This window comes from Pseudomonas sp. PvP027 (genome assembly GCF_017833005.1).
Classification (GTDB): Bacteria; Pseudomonadota; Gammaproteobacteria; order Pseudomonadales; family Pseudomonadaceae; genus Aquipseudomonas; species Aquipseudomonas congelans.
Genome location: NZ_JAFIBK010000001.1, coordinates 4,376,262 through 4,392,695, shown reverse-complemented (window position 1 = coordinate 4,392,695; position 16,434 = coordinate 4,376,262). Strand labels below are relative to the sequence as shown.

17 protein-coding genes are annotated in these 16,434 nt (G+C 58.8%); 7 read left to right on the top strand and 10 right to left on the bottom strand.

Annotated elements, in window-relative coordinates:
- Positions 1-280: 280 nt before the first annotated feature.
- From JOE33_RS19020 to JOE33_RS19005, 4 genes are all read left to right on the top strand, one after another.
- On the top strand, positions 281-2,095 hold the full coding sequence (locus tag JOE33_RS19020) for a penicillin-binding protein activator (protein WP_096102508.1): 1,815 nt from the start codon (positions 281-283) through the stop codon (positions 2,093-2,095).
- Positions 2,092-2,466 carry a YraN family protein gene (locus JOE33_RS19015; RefSeq protein WP_025990804.1) on the top strand — a complete coding sequence of 125 codons (375 nt, stop codon included), beginning with the start codon at positions 2,092-2,094 and terminating at the stop codon, positions 2,464-2,466. Before JOE33_RS19020 ends, JOE33_RS19015 begins: the two co-directional genes overlap by 4 nt.
- A gap of 162 nt (positions 2,467-2,628) precedes the next feature.
- Complete coding sequence (locus JOE33_RS19010; RefSeq protein ID WP_003418801.1) at positions 2,629-3,222, top strand: phosphoheptose isomerase; 594 nt, start codon at positions 2,629-2,631, stop codon at positions 3,220-3,222.
- On the top strand, positions 3,219-3,797 hold the full coding sequence (locus JOE33_RS19005) for a BON domain-containing protein (RefSeq protein ID WP_010427481.1): 579 nt from the start codon (positions 3,219-3,221) through the stop codon (positions 3,795-3,797). The genes JOE33_RS19010 and JOE33_RS19005 overlap by 4 nt, the downstream gene beginning before the upstream one ends.
- A 60-nt stretch (positions 3,798-3,857) precedes the next feature.
- Here JOE33_RS19005 and JOE33_RS19000 read toward each other — a convergent pair whose 3' ends face one another.
- The 4 genes from JOE33_RS19000 to rplM form a co-directional block, all read right to left on the bottom strand.
- Positions 3,858-4,277, bottom strand: coding sequence for a ClpXP protease specificity-enhancing factor (locus tag JOE33_RS19000; RefSeq protein ID WP_003313571.1), 420 nt, complete (start codon positions 4,275-4,277; stop codon positions 3,858-3,860).
- Between the two features lie 17 nt (positions 4,278-4,294).
- A complete protein-coding gene (locus tag JOE33_RS18995) occupies positions 4,295-4,912 on the bottom strand; it encodes a glutathione S-transferase N-terminal domain-containing protein (RefSeq protein ID WP_010427484.1) in 618 nt (205 codons plus the stop codon).
- A gap of 281 nt (positions 4,913-5,193) precedes the next feature.
- Entirely contained in the window at positions 5,194-5,586 is a 393-nt protein-coding gene (gene rpsI, locus JOE33_RS18990; protein ID WP_002555064.1) for a 30S ribosomal protein S9, read from the bottom strand.
- A 14-nt stretch (positions 5,587-5,600) separates the two neighbouring features.
- Positions 5,601-6,029, bottom strand: a complete 429-nt coding sequence (rplM, locus tag JOE33_RS18985; protein WP_002555065.1) for a 50S ribosomal protein L13 — start codon at positions 6,027-6,029, stop codon at positions 5,601-5,603.
- Positions 6,030-6,523: 494 nt separating this feature from the next.
- Here rplM and JOE33_RS18980 point away from each other — a divergent pair, with 494 nt between their 5' ends.
- On the top strand, positions 6,524-7,429 hold the full coding sequence (locus JOE33_RS18980) for a GlxA family transcriptional regulator (protein ID WP_187624969.1): 906 nt from the start codon (positions 6,524-6,526) through the stop codon (positions 7,427-7,429).
- A gap of 58 nt (positions 7,430-7,487) precedes the next feature.
- On the opposite strand, the gene zapE is transcribed toward JOE33_RS18980, so the two are convergent.
- The 3 genes from zapE to JOE33_RS18965 all read right to left on the bottom strand — a co-directional run bounded on the left by zapE (position 7,488) and on the right by JOE33_RS18965 (position 10,663).
- Positions 7,488-8,582, bottom strand: coding sequence for a cell division protein ZapE (gene zapE, locus JOE33_RS18975; protein ID WP_003340671.1), 1,095 nt, complete (start codon positions 8,580-8,582; stop codon positions 7,488-7,490).
- Between the two features lie 62 nt (positions 8,583-8,644).
- On the bottom strand, positions 8,645-9,994 hold the full coding sequence (locus JOE33_RS18970; protein WP_187624946.1) for a tryptophan--tRNA ligase: 1,350 nt from the start codon (positions 9,992-9,994) through the stop codon (positions 8,645-8,647).
- Between the two features lie 39 nt (positions 9,995-10,033).
- Entirely contained in the window at positions 10,034-10,663 is a 630-nt protein-coding gene (locus tag JOE33_RS18965) for an alpha/beta fold hydrolase (RefSeq protein WP_096139576.1), read from the bottom strand.
- Positions 10,664-10,808: 145 nt separating this feature from the next.
- Between JOE33_RS18965 and JOE33_RS18960 the strand changes: the two genes are divergently transcribed.
- On the top strand, positions 10,809-11,252 hold the full coding sequence (locus JOE33_RS18960) for a DUF1043 family protein (protein WP_010427491.1): 444 nt from the start codon (positions 10,809-10,811) through the stop codon (positions 11,250-11,252).
- 139 nt (positions 11,253-11,391) lie between these two features.
- On the opposite strand, the gene cysN is transcribed toward JOE33_RS18960, so the two are convergent.
- The 3 genes from cysN to JOE33_RS18945 form a co-directional block, all read right to left on the bottom strand.
- Positions 11,392-13,290, bottom strand: a complete 1,899-nt coding sequence (cysN, locus tag JOE33_RS18955; protein WP_187624945.1) for a sulfate adenylyltransferase subunit CysN — start codon at positions 13,288-13,290, stop codon at positions 11,392-11,394.
- A gap of 10 nt (positions 13,291-13,300) precedes the next feature.
- A complete protein-coding gene (cysD, locus tag JOE33_RS18950; protein WP_003313577.1) occupies positions 13,301-14,218 on the bottom strand; it encodes a sulfate adenylyltransferase subunit CysD in 918 nt (305 codons plus the stop codon).
- 153 nt (positions 14,219-14,371) lie between these two features.
- Positions 14,372-15,130, bottom strand: a complete 759-nt coding sequence (locus JOE33_RS18945) for a Nif3-like dinuclear metal center hexameric protein (RefSeq protein ID WP_122694819.1) — start codon at positions 15,128-15,130, stop codon at positions 14,372-14,374.
- A gap of 111 nt (positions 15,131-15,241) precedes the next feature.
- On the opposite strand from JOE33_RS18945, the gene algW reads away from it, so the two are divergent.
- Positions 15,242-16,402, top strand: coding sequence for a Do family serine endopeptidase AlgW (algW, locus tag JOE33_RS18940; RefSeq protein WP_002555073.1), 1,161 nt, complete (start codon positions 15,242-15,244; stop codon positions 16,400-16,402).
- Positions 16,403-16,434: the final 32 nt, after the last annotated feature.

Genomic DNA, 16,434 nt, shown 5'->3' with positions numbered 1-16,434 from the left:
AACGCAAACCTCGCAGGTTAAAACAGGTGCTTGGAAAAAATGCATTGTACAGGCTGCGGCCCGGCGGAACGGTTCGCGCGTCAGGATGCCGACAAAAAAGGAATGAAAACATGTTCAGACCCGAGCAAGAAGCGCGGCGCCCCTCCCGAATTGAACGATTTGGCCGCCAGATGACCTTAAAGCGACTGATATCACGGCTTTAAATACCTTCGACATCGCACCCTGGCCAGCGCTTGGGTACAATCCCCCGTTAATTCGCTCGAGTTTCAGGAACATACCAATGATCGCTTGTCTGCGGCTGCTCTCTGCCCTCTGCCTCGCTGCCCTCCTCGCAGCCTGTGCCAGCTCGCCCTCGTCCAGCCTTGGCGAGCTGCCTCGAACCCCGGATGCCAGCATCGAGCAATTGCTCGAACAGGCCGCCAGCGCCAAAACACCCGAGCAGGCCGCAACGCTGCGCTTGAGTGCGGCCGATCTGGCCAGCCGCCAGAATGACGCAGGACGCGCCGCGCAAATCCTCGGACAGGTGCAAATCGATCAACTCAAGCCCGGGCTGCAGGTTTTCGCCAGCACACTGTCCGCTGAGCTGGCGATGGGCCGCAATCAGCCCAAGGCAGCGCTGACCGCCTTGAATCATCCGAGCATGCAGCGCCTGGGCGAGCTGTCGGTCGAGCAACAGATTCGTACTCACATGGTCAAGGCACGCGCCCTTGAAGCCGATGGCCAGGCGCTCGCAGCCGCCAATGAACGTGTTTACGCAGGCCCGCTGCTGCAAGGCGCAGACGTCAACGCCAACAATGACGCGATCTGGACACTGGTCTCCGCCCTGCCTGCCGAGCAGCTGCAGAGCACCGCCACTGACGATATGGGCGGCTGGCTGAATCTGGCTCGCTCGGTCAAGGGCGCAGGCACGCTTGAGCAGCAACAGGCTGCCATCGACAGCTGGAAAGCGCAGAATCCGAAACATCCTGCTGCACTGCAACTGCCAACCGCCCTCGCGCAGTTGCGTGCACTGACCAGCGAGCCGATCACCAAAATTGCTCTGCTGCTGCCGCAGGATGGTCAACTGGCCGCAGTCGCCAAGGCATTGCGCGAAGGCTTCATGGCCGCGCACTTCCAGGCTCAGCAGGCAGGACAGAATCCTCCAGCCATCCAGGTCTTCGACAGCTCGCGAATCACCTCGATGGACGAGTTCTACCGTCAGGCTCAGGCCGCTGGCGTGCAACTGGTTGTCGGTCCGCTGGAAAAGAACCTCGTTAAACAGCTGAACAGCCGCCAGCAGTTGCCGATCACCACCCTGGCATTGAACTACAGCGACACGAGCAATGAAGGCCCGGCTCAGCTGTACCAATTCGGCCTGGCCGCAGAAGACGAAGCACGCGAGGTTGCACGTCGCGCCTGGGCGGACGGCAAGCGCAGCGCCGTTGCGATGGTTCCGAAAGGTGAATGGGGCGACCGCGTGCTGGATGCCTTCCGCAAGAGCTGGCAAGCCAAGGGCGGCACGCTGATCGCTGCAGAGCATGTCGATCAGCCTGTAGAACTGGCACAGCAGGTCGCCGACCTGTTCCAGTTGCGTAACAGCGAAGGCCGCGCCCAGCGCCTGCAAAGCACCGCCGGCACCCAGGTCGCCGCTCAGCCAAGTCGTCGCCAGGACATCGACTTCATGTTCCTCGCCGCTACCCCGCAGCAAGCACAGCAGATCAAACCCACCATGGTCTTTCAGTACGCGGGTGACGTTCCGGTCTACGCCACTTCGCACCTGTTCACCAACAGCAACGATCACGCTCAATATATGGACCTGAATGGCGTGCGCTTCTGCGAAACGCCATGGCTGCTGAACGCCGAAGACCCGCTGCGCCAGCAGGTCACCGCGCAATGGCCACAGGCTGCAGGCAGCCTGGGTCGTCTGTATGCAATGGGTATCGACGCCTATCGTCTGGCACCGCGCCTCGCCCAGCTAAAGGCGATGCCTGACAGCCGCATCGACGGACTGTCCGGCAGCCTCAGCCTGAATCCTGGTCGTCGCGTCGAACGCCAGCTGCCATGGGCTGAGTTCGTCGACGGCAAGATCCAGCGTCTGCCGGACACCGCGCCCTGATGCAACGCAGCACCCGCCAGCAAGCAGGGCGCGAGGCTGAAGCCTTCGCCCTGCAGTTTTTGCAACAACAGGGGCTGCGCCTGATTGAACAAAACTGGTTATGCAAACGCGGCGAGCTTGATCTAGTCATGCTTGACGGCGATACAGTAGTATTCGTCGAAGTTCGCTACCGGCGCCATTCAGGATGGGGCGGCGCCATGGAAAGCGTCGATTTTCGCAAGCAGGGGAAACTCGTCACGGCCGCACAGCTTTTTCTGCAGCAAGCGACGACCTGGGCCAATCACCCCTGTCGTTTCGACGTGATCGCCATTGAAGGCGAGCCCGGCAATGCCGCACCGCTGAATTGGATCAAGAGCGCTTTTGACAGCTGACTTGGCGCAGCAGTGCGACTCGGATCATGGCCAGTAACACGCTTATACCCTCACCGATTTCGCTACTTGTTTTGCCGGCTGCACACCTTGTGTGCCGGATAGCTCCCGGGAGAACCCGGCGCATCCGTCCCGCCGCCGTACGCTCTAATTAAGGTCACATTGATGGACATGCAATCCCGAATTCGCCGGCTGTTCCAGGCCAGCATCGAAACCAAGCAACAGGCGATGGAAGTCCTTGCACCCTTTATCGAGCAAGCCAGTCAGGTCATGGTCAATGCCCTGCTCAACGAGGGCAAGATGCTCGCGTGCGGCAACGGCGGATCGGCTGGCGATGCACAGCACTTTTCCTCGGAATTGCTCAACCGCTTCGAGCGTGAGCGGCCGAGCCTGCCGGCGATTGCACTGACCACCGACAGCTCGACGATCACCTCGATCGCCAACGATTACAGCTACAACGAAATCTTCTCCAAACAGATCCGCGCACTGGGTCAGCCAGGCGATGTATTGCTGGCCATTTCCACCAGCGGCAACTCGGCGAATATTATTCAAGCCATCCAGGCCGCACATGATCGCGAAATGATTGTCGTAGCATTGACGGGACGCGACGGTGGCGGCATGGCCTCCCTGCTATTGCCGGAGGATGTGGAGATCCGCGTACCCGCCAATGTCACGGCACGCATACAAGAAGTCCATCTGCTGGCGATCCATTGCCTTTGCGATTTGATCGACAGCCAACTGTTCGGGAGTGAAGAATGACCCCTAATCGTCTCAGCCTATTGGTTCTGACACTGTGCCTCAGCGTCACCGGATGCAGTTCGGTGATCACGGCCACTCGCGAAAAGCCGATCGAAGATGATCGCGGCACGCGCACCTTCGGCAGCAAGATCGACGACTCGCTGATCGAAACCAAGGCAGCCGTCAATATCTCCAAGGCCAGCCCTGACCTCGCAGAGGGCTCACACATCGTCGTGACCAGCTTCAACGGCATCGTACTGCTGGCTGGACAGACGCCGCGTGCCGACCTCAAGGCCATGGCCGAACAGGCCGCCAGCGCGGTTCAGCGCGTCAAGAAGGTCAACAACGAACTGCAGGTGATGGCGCCCTCCTCACTGCTGGCGCGCAACAACGACGCCTGGCTGACGACCAAGGTCAAAAGCCAGATGATCGCTGACGCATCCATCCCCGGCTCGCGCATCAAAGTGGTGACCGAAAACGGCATCGTGTTCCTGCTGGGCCTGGTGACACAGGACGAAGCCAATCGCGCTACCAACCTGGTACAGGGCGTATCCGGTGTACAGAAGATCGTCAAACTCTTCGAGTACATCGACTGACGGGTAACCGACAGGCATGAAAAAGGCGATCCGAAGATCGCCTTTTTTATTGCCCGTCTTTTACTTGACGACCTTCAGACTCGGCCTGCCACTCGGACGTGGCGGTTCGCTGTCTGGCGGAGGCGTATCGTCTTCGATTTCGATCTCGATTTCTTCGCCCTCTTCCATGGAAGGCTCCAGATCGAAAACCATGCCCTGACCGTTCTCGCGGGCATAAATACCCAGGATGGCAGCGACAGGCACATACAGCGTGTGCGGCACACCGCCGAAGCGGCCTTCGAAACTGACCGCTTCGTTATCCATATGCAGATGACGCACGGCACTTGGCGAAACATTCAGGACAATCTGCCCGTCATTGGCAAACCCTTGCGGGACCTGCACCGACGGGTAATCCGCATTGACCAGCACATGCGGGGTGCAATCGTTATCGACGATCCACTCGTAGAGAGCACGAACAAGATAAGGGCGACTGGAGTTCATTAACGGCTCCTTAAGCCTTAGCGCATTTCACGTTCGGCAGCAGACAGACTCGCCTGAAAAGCCTCACGCGCAAATTGGCGCTCCATGTAATCAAGCAACGGCTTGGCAGGCCGCGGCAATTCAATACCCAAAATTGGCAAACGCCAGAGTATGGGGAGTAGACAGCAGTCAACGAGACTTAGCTCGTCACTCATGAAAAAAGCTTTTTCCGCGAACAGCGGGGAAACCCCGGCCAGACTCTCGCGAAGCTCCTTGCGCGCCTGAACACGAGCAGGCTCTTTGCTGCGCGTATCCAGGATCAGGTCGACAAGGCCGCACCAGTCTCTCTGGATACGATGGATCAGCAAACGGCTGTTGGCACGGGCAACCGGATAGACGGGCAGCAGAGGCGGATGCGGATAGCGCTCATCCAGATACTCCATCACCACGGACGACTCGTACAACGCCAGGTCACGATCGACGAGGGTCGGCACACTGCCGTATGGATTTACTTCGATCAGCTGCGGCGGATGACGACCTGCCACCACTTCAATAATTTCGGCGCTGACACCTTTCTCGGCGAGCACAATGCGTACGCGATGAGAATAGTGGTCGGCGGGGTCGGAGTAACAGGCCAACCGGTTGGTCACGCCCATGGCGATCCTCCTCGCTTGTTAAAATTTATCGGACAGACGAACGAACGCGCCTCAAGGGCGCATCCGATAATGAACGCAACAGGACAGGTGTTCGTCGCGGGCCACAAGATAGCTCATTTACGCGATGTAAATTCCGTAATCTTCGTCGACAGGCGGATAAATTTCACAATATCGACGTAAAACGAGCAACACGAAAAAATCCTGACCGTAAAAATCACGCCCATAAAAAAACGCCCAGCCCCGCGAGGAGATGGACGTTCTTTCTTTGAACGAAGAGCGTATTAACGCTTCGAGTACTGCGGACGCTTACGCGCTTTACGCAGACCGACTTTCTTACGTTCAACTTCACGAGCATCGCGAGTCACGAAGCCTGCTTTACGCAGAGCGCCACGCAGTGTCTCGTCGTACTGCATCAGAGCGCGAGTGATACCGTGGCGGATTGCGCCAGCCTGACCACTTACACCGCCACCGATAACGGTGACGTAGATGTCGAACTTTTCAACTGTCTCGGTCAGTTCCAGCGGCTGACGAACTACCATGCGGGCAGTCTCGCGGCCGAAGAAATTGTCCAGGGAGCGGTTGTTGATCGAGATGTTACCAGTACCCGGACGCAGGAAAACGCGAGCGGTTGCGGTCTTGCGACGGCCAGTGCCGTAATTTTGAGTCGCCGACATAATGAACTATTCCGTTAAAACTTCAGTTCTTGGGGCTGCTGAGCAGTATGAGGGTGTACAGCGCCCGCATAGACTTTCAGCTTACGATACATGTCGCGACCCAGCGGGTTCTTAGGCAGCATGCCTTTGACCGCGGTCTCGATCACGCGCTCAGGAGCTTTGGCGATCAGCTTTTCGAAGTTGATCGACTTGATCCCGCCCGGAAAACCGGAGTGTGAGTAGTAGATCTTGTCGGTGGTCTTGGCACCAGTAACGCGGATCTGCTCGGCATTGATCACGACGATGTAGTCGCCGGTATCAACGTGCGGAGTGTATTCCGGTTTGTGCTTGCCACGCAGACGGCTCGCGATTTCGGTGGCCAGACGACCCAGGGTCTGACCAGCAGCGTCGACGACGAACCAGTCGCGCTTAACTGTTTCCGGTTTAGCAGTAAAAGTTTTCATTCTTTATAGCCTCAGGGGCCGCCCTGAAAATTAGACGGCGGATCTTACTGAATAGTGCGTACTTTGACAAGTCAAAGGCAGCCGGAAACAGACGCTATCGGGGGCTCGGGTCAGCGCGTCCGTTATACGGCAAGATTCTTCGGCAGACGGCGCATCACTTCCACTGCAAAGAGCTGGCGGATTATACAGACTGTAAAAATAACCTCAACCGGATTTTTTGTTCACATTCTGTTTATTGCCTGCGGGGCGTGGATTGGCGGATATTTAGCCACTTAGCACAAAGCCATCATAGGCGCTCCCTCAGGGAGCCCTACATAACGAGGCTGGACAGTTTTGGCAAAAAATAAGACGATCCAGCCGTTGCTTGACCATTTACCCATATAAGAATAACGATTATGCCGATCCAACACGCCACTCTTCTGCGCCGCGTAAGCATCCTGACCACGGACAAGATGTTCGCCTCGACCGTCATGCAGGCCAAGGACTTCTTCCACCTGGCCAGCCTGCGCTACAGCAAGCAACTGGGCCATGGCCTGGTGCCCGCCTTCGAAACGCGCCTGGTCAGCCCGGACGGGCTTTCTGTCAGCAGCTTCAGCGATGTCACCCTGCCAGTCGACGGTGCGCTGTGCCAGAGCGACATCATCGTCATTCCAGCCTTCTGGGACGACTTTGAAACCCTCTGCCAGCGCTACCCACAGATTCTGCCCTGGCTGCGCGAGCAGCACGCCAACGGTGCCGTACTCTGCGCCGAAGCCACCGGCGTTTACTGGCTCGCCGAGGCGGGCTTGCTGGACGGCAAGGAGGCGACGACCTACTGGCGCTTTTTCAGCGCATTTGCCGAGCGTTATCCCAAGGTTCTGCTCAATCAGGAAAAGCACCTGACCGATGCCGACAACGTGTATTGCGCGGGCGGCACGACCTCAGCCTGCGATCTCTACATTTATCTTATCGAGCGCTTCTGCGGCGCCAATGTCGCCCAGGCCGTAGCCCGCGACATCCTCTATGAAGTGCGTCGCACCTACTCGCCGGGGCGAATCGGTTTTGGCGGCCAGAAGCTTCATCAGGACGTGGTCATTCTGCAGATTCAGCATTGGCTGGAAGAGCACTTTGCCGACAAGTTCCGCTTTGAAGACGTGGCCCGCGAGCACGGCATGAGCATCCGCAATTTCATGCGCCGCTTTCAGACCGCCACGGGCGACAAGCCACTGCATTACCTGCAACGGCTGCGGATCGAAACGGCGAAGGGATTGCTCTCGGGGACGCGCAAGAGCATCAAGACCATCAGCTATGAAGTAGGCTACGACGATGCCAGCTTCTTTGCCCGACTGTTCCGTCAGCACACCGAGCTGTCACCCAATCAGTATCGGCAACAGTTCGAAGGTCATATAGAGAGGCTTTGAGAGGCAAGCGGCAGCCTGGGCGAGCTTCAGGCTGTTGGCTTGAAGCTCGCCACTGCTGCTAGGGCTTGTGCGCCCGCGAGAGGAACTCGTGGGACTGCATTTCCAGCAGACGGCTGAGGGTGCGCTGGAACTCGAACATCAACCTGCCACCGGTGTACAGGTCCTTCAATTCAACCTCGGCCGAGATGATCAGCTTGACGTTGCGATCGTAGAACTCGTCGACCATGTTGATGAAGCGTCGGGCGATGTCGTCAGTGGCGACGTCCATCTGCTCGACGCCGCTGATCAGCACGGCATGGAAGATCTTGCCCAGCTCGATGTAGTCGTTCTGACTGCGCGGGCCGTCGCACAACTCGCGGAAGTCGAACCAGGCCACATCGTCACAGGTGCGCAGCGCACGGATCTCGCGGTTTTCGATCATCAACACATCGTTTTCGATGGTTTCTGCACAATCCGGAGTCAGCGCCTTGAAGCTTTTACGCAGGCTTTCCTGCGCCACTTCGTTGAGCGGGAAGTGGAACAGTTCGGCCTGCTCCAGGTGACGCAGACGGTAATCAACGCCACTGTCGACGTTGACGATGTCGGTGTTCTGCTTGATCAGCGCGATGGCCGGCAGGAAACGCGCCCGCTGCAGGCCGTCCTTGTACAGGCCGTCCGGAACGATGTTGGAAGTCGCCACCAGCGTCACGCCGTTCTTGAACAGCTCTTCCATCAGCGTGCCGAGGATCATGGCATCGGTGATGTCGGAGACGAAAAATTCGTCGAAACAGATGACCCGCGCCTCATCGGAAAAACGCCTGGCGATGATCGTCAGCGGGTTTTTCTCGCCCTTGAGGGTCTTCATCTCTTCGTGCACACGCTTCATGAAGCGGTGGAAGTGAGTACGAACCTTGTCCTGGAACGGCAGCGCATCGAAGAACGTATCGACCAGATACGTCTTGCCGCGACCTACACCTCCCCAGAAGTACAGCCCCTTCACCAGCGTCTGCTCTTTCTTGCCGAACAGTTTGCCGAACAGGCCGGGCTTGCTGTCGTGAGCGGCAATCAGATCGTCGTACAGGCGCTGCAAATGACGCACAGCGTTTTCCTGCGCGGCATCGTGAAAGAAGTCCGGGCGTTTCAGATCAGCTTGATATCGTTCTAGGGGCGTCATAATTCGTTAGCAAGGCAACAAAAACGGGTCGTCACTGTAGCGACGACCCCGGGGATTGGCAATCAGTCCTGTTGGGGAGCGAGCGCCAGCTTGAGAGTTTCGATGGCACTGTCGCGCGCGGCAGCGTCGGCAAATACCGGACTGTCCGCCACACAGGCGCCGTCCAGCCACAGCGTGAAGCGATCGTCTGCGCTGCGCAGGTCCAGTTCGCCGCCCTGCTGCAACTGCTTGCTGACCACGCCGGCTGCCTTGCCATCGGCAAAATTGCGCGACAACAGCAACTGCTCGCCATCGGCTGCCAGCAGACGGAAACGGAAACTGCCGTCGTCTTCACGGAAGCTGACGAAACGAGCGCCTTTGCTGGCCTTTTTCTTGCCGGTGTCGGCGTTCTGCACCACGGTACGGAACGACCGCAGGCCCACCGCCTCGCGCAACTCCCCAAGGAACGGAGTGGCGACACGCCGGGCTTTCTGCGCGCCGGCGAGCAGGATGTCTTCGAGATCGGCAGGACGCTCGATGAGCCCCAGATACTTTTCACGAGGTTCGCTCAACTGCGCGTCCAGCAACGTGAACAGACGATTCTTGGCTTCACCCCAGCCCAGGCCCTGCAACAGGTCGGAGCGGAATTCGGCGCACTGCTCGGCCGTCGAGAAGGCCTGATACAGGGTAAACAGGTGCGAGGTGTCTGGATCTTTCGCTTCGCCCGGCGCACGCGAGTCGGTGACGATGCGCGATATCGCGCCCTTCATGTCCTTGGCACCACTGAACAGCGGGATGGTGTTGTCGTAGCTCTTGGACATCTTGCGACCGTCCAGACCTGGCAACGTGGCCACACTCTCTTCGATCAATGCCTCGGGCATGACAAAGAATTCCTTGCCATTGCCGAACAGGTGATTGAAACGCTGGCCGATGTCGCGGGCCATTTCAACGTGCTGAATCTGGTCGCGCCCTACCGGAACCTGATGCGCATTGAACATCAGGATGTCGGCAGCCATCAGCACCGGGTAGCTGTACAGCCCCATGGTGATGCCTGCATCCGGGTCTTCGCCACCTTCCACGTTCTTGTCCACCGACGCCTTGTAGGCGTGGGCGCGATTGAGCAGGCCCTTGGCCGCGACGCAGGTGAGCAGCCAGGTCAGTTCCGGGATTTCGGGAATGTCCGACTGGCGATAGAAGGTCACACGATCAACGTCCAGACCCGCTGCCAGCCAGGTCGCGGCGATTTCCAGACGCGAGCGCTGAATGCGCAGCGGGTCATCGCATTTGATCAGAGCGTGGTAGTCGGCCAGAAAGTAGAACGAGTCGAAATCGCTCTGACGGCTGGCGACAATGGCCGGGCGAATGGCGCCCGCGTAGTTGCCCAGATGGGGAGTGCCGGTGGTCGTGATACCGGTCAGGATACGAGTGGTCATGGCAGGTCGCTTATCAATAGGATGCAATACGGGCTGCAATCAGCTGGAAAGTCGCGGCAGGAGCAGATCTTTCAGATCAGTCAGCTTGCCGTGAAAAAAGTGTCCGCATTCTGCCACTTTCAGCAGCTCATGGGGACGCTGCAACGCGGCGGACCATGCATAGACCGTCTCGGGATCGATCACTTCGTCGTTCTCCGGCTGAATGATCGTCAGCGGGCAAGCCTGGGGCAGTACGCTTTGATCCTTGAGGCGCGACGCCGCAGCAGCAATCAGAAACAGATGCGTGAGCTTTTCACCCTGCGCTTCCAGTCGGCCACCCAGGTTTGCAGCAACGTAGCCGCCAAAGGAAAATCCCAACAGGGTCATCGGCAGATCAGGATGTTGCGCCCGCAGCCATTGGGCGGCAGCCTGGGCATCATCAATCTCGCCCGGTCCGGCCACCGAGGTACCGGCACTGGCGCCGACGCCGCGATAATTGAAGCGTAACGTGATCAAACCCTGATCCCGTGCGGTACGCTGCAACGTCGAGACGACTTTATTGAGCATCGTTCCGCCCTGTATCGGGTTAGGATGACAGATCAGTGCAACACCTCGGGCGTCGGGGACGTCCTGATACAGCGCTTCGAGCTGGCCTTCAGGGCCATCGATAAATAATGGGGTTTCACGCATGAGCAAAACAGAACTCCGTGACCTCGAAATGGGTCGACTCGTCTAGCTGATTGTCTGCGGCATGCATATCAACGATACGTCGCGGGTATACAGCGCAGGTTCGAGCCGTTAACGTAAAGCAAAGCCGTTTATAGAGGAAGGACTCGTGGAACACTCGCTCTTAGTCTGGTTGTTGCCGACGCTCGCCCTGGTGGCCGGTGTCGTCATTGGTTTTCTGGTGGCACGCCTGCTGCCCAACACCGTTCCGAACAGCACCCAGCGCCAGCTGGACGACATTCAGGAACGTTTCGACACCTATCAGAACGAGGTAGTCACGCACTTCAACAGCACGGCCAATCTGGTACAAAAGCTTTCACAGAGCTATCAGGATGTTCAGGAACACCTTGCCGAGGGCGCCAACCGTCTGGCTCTCGACGAACTGACCCGCCAACGCCTGCTGGCCGCCCTGCACCCTGAGGCCAATCATGCGCACCGCGATCATCGCGATCGCCTGACTCCGCCGCGTGATACCGAGACACCGAAGGATTACGCGCCCAAGTCGCCTAACTCCCCGGGCATGCTGGATGAGCATTACGGCTTGAAAAAGTAAGCTTTCGCAGTCACACAAAAAGCCCGCTGCAGAGATTGTCTGCGGCGGGCTTTTTTGTGGCCTACCCCTTCGCGAGCAAGCTCGCAAAGAGGTTAGTGCTGGCGCTGAAAACCATTGGTCTTTCACACCTGCATGCGTATCAGATCGCGCCGCGGCTGCGCAGCAGGTCCAGCACCTGCCTGACGCTTTCTTCGACGTTGAGTGTCTGCGTGTCGATCACCAGATCGGCATTCAGCGGCACGTCATACGGGAAGGACTCGCCAGGAATATTGTCGCCATCAGCGGCGTACAGGCCCTGAGGATCACGCTCGCGGCAGACCGCTGGCGATGCCTGCACATAGACGGTGAGCAGACGATCCTTGCCGATCAGCGCCTTGGCGCGCTCACGCCCTTCGGCATCCGGCGCAACGAACGCCGCCAGAGTCAGCAGGCCAGCTTCGTTGAACTGACGCGCTACATGAGCGGCACGGCTCCAGTTCTCGTTACGACCAGCACGATCCTGGAGCAAGCCCTTGTTCAGGTCATGACGCAGGTTCTGACCGTCCAGCACATAGACCGCACGGCCCATGTCGAACAGCTTGCGCTCGACCGCATAGGCCAGCGTGCTCTTGCCCGCACCGGACAGGCCGCTGAACAATACGGTGGCCGGTTGCTGGCCGAAGCGCTGCGCGCGCTCCTCAGTGGAGACGTGAGCCTGCTCGCCATGGTGCTGCGAGCCACCACCTGATACCGGCTTGGCGATGATCATGCCCGCAGCAACGGTGCCATTGGTCAAACGATCGATGACGATGAACGAGCCAGTGGTGCGGTTGCTGCTGTAGCCGTCCAGCGCGATGGGCGCATCGAGGCTGACCTTGACGCGACCGATCTCGTTCAGCTGCAACGAGCTGGCAGGGCCTTCCTCGAGCGTGTTCACATCGACCCGGTGGGTGATGCTGGCAATGGAGCCCGGCACATAGCTGGTGGCGCGCTTGATGTCGTACTTCTTGCCCGGCAGCATCGGCTCTTCGGCCATCCACACCAGCATGGCATCGAACGCATCGCTGACCTGCGGAACGTTGTCGGCATGCACCAGCAAGTCACCACGGGAAATGTCGATCTCGTCTTCCATGGTCAGCGTCACCGCCTGACCCGGCCCCGCCTGCTCCAGCTCGCCTTCAAAAGTGACGATGGACTTCACACGGCTGCTCTTGCCCGAGGGCAGCACGACGATCTCGTCGCCCTTGTGCACGATGCCGCTGGCCAGCGTACCGGCGAAGCCGCGGAAGTTCAGGTTCGGACGGTTGACGTACTGCACCGGGAAACGCAGGTCCGCATAGTTGCGGTCGCTGGCGATTTCGACGGTTTCAAGAATTTCCATCAGCGACTGGCCGGTGTACCAAGGCGAACGCTCGCTCTTGTTCACCACGTTGTCGCCCTTGAGCGCCGACATCGGAACAAAAGCCATGGTGGTCGGCTTGAACGCGATGCCCTCGGCGAACTTCAGGTAATCGGCCTTGATCGACTCGAAAACGCCTTCATCGAAGCCGTTGAGGTCCATCTTGTTGATGGCGACAACGATATGCTTGATGCCCAGCAGCGAGGCGATATAGCTGTGACGGCGGGTCTGGGTCTGCACGCCATAGCGCGCGTCCACCAGAATGATCGCCAGGTCACAGGTCGACGCACCGGTGGCCATGTTGCGGGTGTACTGCTCGTGGCCCGGTGTGTCGGCAATGATGAACTTGCGCTTGGCCGTGGAGAAATAGCGATAGGCAACATCGATGGTGATGCCCTGCTCCCGCTCGGCCTGCAGGCCATCCACAAGCAACGCCAGATCGACATCATCGCCGGTGGTGCCGGACTTCTTCGAGTCACGGGTGATGGCTTCCAGGTGATCTTCGTAGATCATCTTGGAGTCGTGCAGCAAACGCCCGATCAGCGTGCTCTTGCCATCATCGACGTTGCCACAGGTAAGAAAGCGCAGCATTTCCTTGCGTTCGTGCTGGCCCAGATAGGCGAGGATGTCCTCGCTGATCAAATCGGATTGATGCGACATGTGACACCCCTTAGAAATAACCCTGACGTTTCTTTTCTTCCATCGAACCAGCGCCGTCGTGGTCAATGACCCGGCCCTGGCGCTCGGAAGTTCGCGTCAGCAACATTTCCTGAATGATGTCGGTCAGGCTGGTCGCTTCGGACTCGACAGCACCGGTCAGCGGGTAGCAGCCCAAGGTACGGAAACGGACCTTTTTCTTGACGATGCGCGACTTCTCTTCATCGGTGAGATGCTCGAGGATGCGCTCGTCATCAATCATGATCAGCGTGCCGTTTTTCTCGATGACGTCGCGCTCGGCGGCGAAATACAGCGGCACGATCGGGATGCCTTCAAGGTAGATGTACTGCCAGATGTCCAGCTCGGTCCAGTTGGAGAGCGGGAACACGCGGATCGACTCGCCTTTGTTGACGTTGCCGTTGTAAACGTTCCACAGCTCGGGACGCTGGTTTTTCGGGTCCCAACGGTGCTTGCTGTCGCGGAACGAGTAGACGCGTTCCTTGGCCCGGGACTTTTCTTCGTCGCGTCGGGCTCCGCCAAAGGCGGCGTCGAAACCATGCTTGTCGAGCGCCTGCTTCAGGCCCTCGGTCTTCATGATATCGGTGTGTTTGGCGCTGCCGTGGGTGAACGGATTGATACCCTGCGCCACGCCATCGGGGTTGATGTGGGTGATCAGGTCCAGGCCCATTTCCTCGACCATCTGGTCGCGAAAGCGATACATCTCCTGGAATTTCCAGCGGGTATCGACGTGCATGACCGGGAATGGCAGTTTACCGGGGAAGAATGCCTTGCGCGCCAGGTGCAGCATCACGGCCGAATCCTTGCCGATCGAGTACAGCATCACCGGGTTATCGAACTCGGCGGCGACCTCGCGGATGATGTGGATGCTTTCCGCCTCCAGCTGTTTCAGATGCGTCAGTTTGTCAACCATGGCTACTCACGGATTGCGTTCGTTATGGACCGGGGAACCCCGGGGCGGCCAGCGGGCCGTATTCGAGCCGCGCACTTTAACATGCGTGATATCGCTAATCAGCGATGCAACTAGATCGAAACGATCTATGCATATGCCCTGCTGTTTGATCGTTCAGATCGGGTTCGGGCAGTCTATAAAGATATGCTCGAGGGCAAACCGTCGCGCCAGATAATCGCCCAGCGCCTGAACGCCATAGCGCTCGGTGGCATGATGACCGGCGGCAATGAAGCTGATGTCATTCTCTCGTGCGCTGTGGAACGTCTGCTCCGATGCTTCGCCACTGAGGAACAGATCGACGCCTTCCAGCACCGCCTGATCAATGTAGTTCTGACCGCCACCGGTGCACCAGCCGACACGGCGAATCATCTGGCTGCCTTCGATGAGCAATGGCTCACGACCCAGCGCATCCTGCACGCGACGGGCGAAATCCCGCGCAGTCATGGGCTCGGACAGCGAGCCGATCAACCCGACCACACGCGAATTCTCAGGGTCCAGAAGGCCTTCGACCGTGATGTCCAGTTGACGCGCCAACTGCACGTTGTTGCCCACCTCGGGATGTACATCCAGCGGCAGGTGATAGGCCAGCAGGCTGATGTCATGCTTGAGCAAGGTTTTCAGGCGACGCTGTTTCATGCCGACGACACACGGGTTTTCGCCCTTCCAGAAATAACCGTGGTGGACCAGAACCAGATCAGCCTGAGCGTCGACAGCCGCGTCCAGCAGGGCCTGACTGGCCGTCACACCACTGACGATGCGCATGACTTGTGGCCGCCCTTCGACCTGCAGGCCATTAGGGCAGTAATCCTGAATCCGGGCACTGTTCAGATAGCGGTCGGCTTCTTCGACAAGGGTGCTCAGGGCAACAGCCATAAAAGACTCCTAAATATGCAGTTCAGAGCTGCGTTGTACTCGTATAATGCCCGCCATTATGGCGCACCCGTGGCAAAACTTTCTGCGCCCGCAACCATCAGGACTTGTTAAATGTTCAAGGCACTGCGTTTTTTCGGCTGGCCGTTGCTGGCTGGCGTGCTTATCGCCATGCTGATTATTCAGCGCTATCCGCAGTGGGTAGGTCTGCCGAGCCTGGATGTCAATCTGCAACAGGCTCCACAGACCACCAATGTCATGCAAGGTCCGTCTTCCTATGCCGACGCGGTGATTGCCGCAGCGCCCGCGGTGGTCAACCTCTACACCACCAAGATGGTCAACAAGGGCAATAACCCGCTTTTCGAAGATCCGCAGTTCCGACGCTTCTTCGGCGACAACACGCCCAAGCAGAAGCGCATGGAATCGAGCTTGGGTTCTGGCGTCATGATGAGCCCCGAAGGCTACATACTGACCAACAATCATGTCACCACCGGCGCGGACCAGATCGTGGTAGCGCTGAAAGACGGCCGCGAAACCATTGCCCGGGTCATCGGCAATGACCCGGAAACCGACCTGGCGGTGCTCAAGATCGACCTGAAAAACCTGCCGGCGATTACCATCGCGCGCTCTGACAGCATCCGCATCGGCGACGTAGCGCTGGCGATCGGCAACCCGTTCGGGGTCGGCCAGACCGTGACCATGGGGATCATCAGTGCCACCGGGCGCAATCAGCTGGGCCTCAACACCTATGAAGACTTTATTCAGACCGATGCGGCCATCAACCCGGGTAACTCGGGCGGCGCACTGGTGGACGCCAGCGGCAACCTGATCGGTATCAATACCGCGATCTTTTCCAAGTCCGGCGGCTCCCAGGGCATCGGCTTCGCCATTCCGACCAAACTGGCGATGGATGTCATGAAGTCGATCATCGAGCACGGGCAGGTCATTCGTGGCTGGCTGGGCATCGAAGTTCAACCCCTGACCCAGGAACTGGCCGAATCCTTCGGGCTGAAGGATCGTCCGGGTATCGTCGTGGCGGGCATCTTCCGCGACGGACCGGCGCAAAAAGCCGGGCTGCAACTGGGTGACGTGATCCTGAGCATCAATGGCGAACCTGCCGGCGACGGCCGCCGCTCGATGAATCAGGTGGCGCGCACCAAACCCAAGGACAAGATTGCTATCGACGTGATGCGCAACGGCAAGGAAATGCGCCTGAGCGCAGAAGTCGGCCTGCGCCCACCGCCCGCCCCGACCCCCGCCGCAGCGCCGGAGTGATGCGCCAGTACCTGAAAGTACGGTACGGCGCA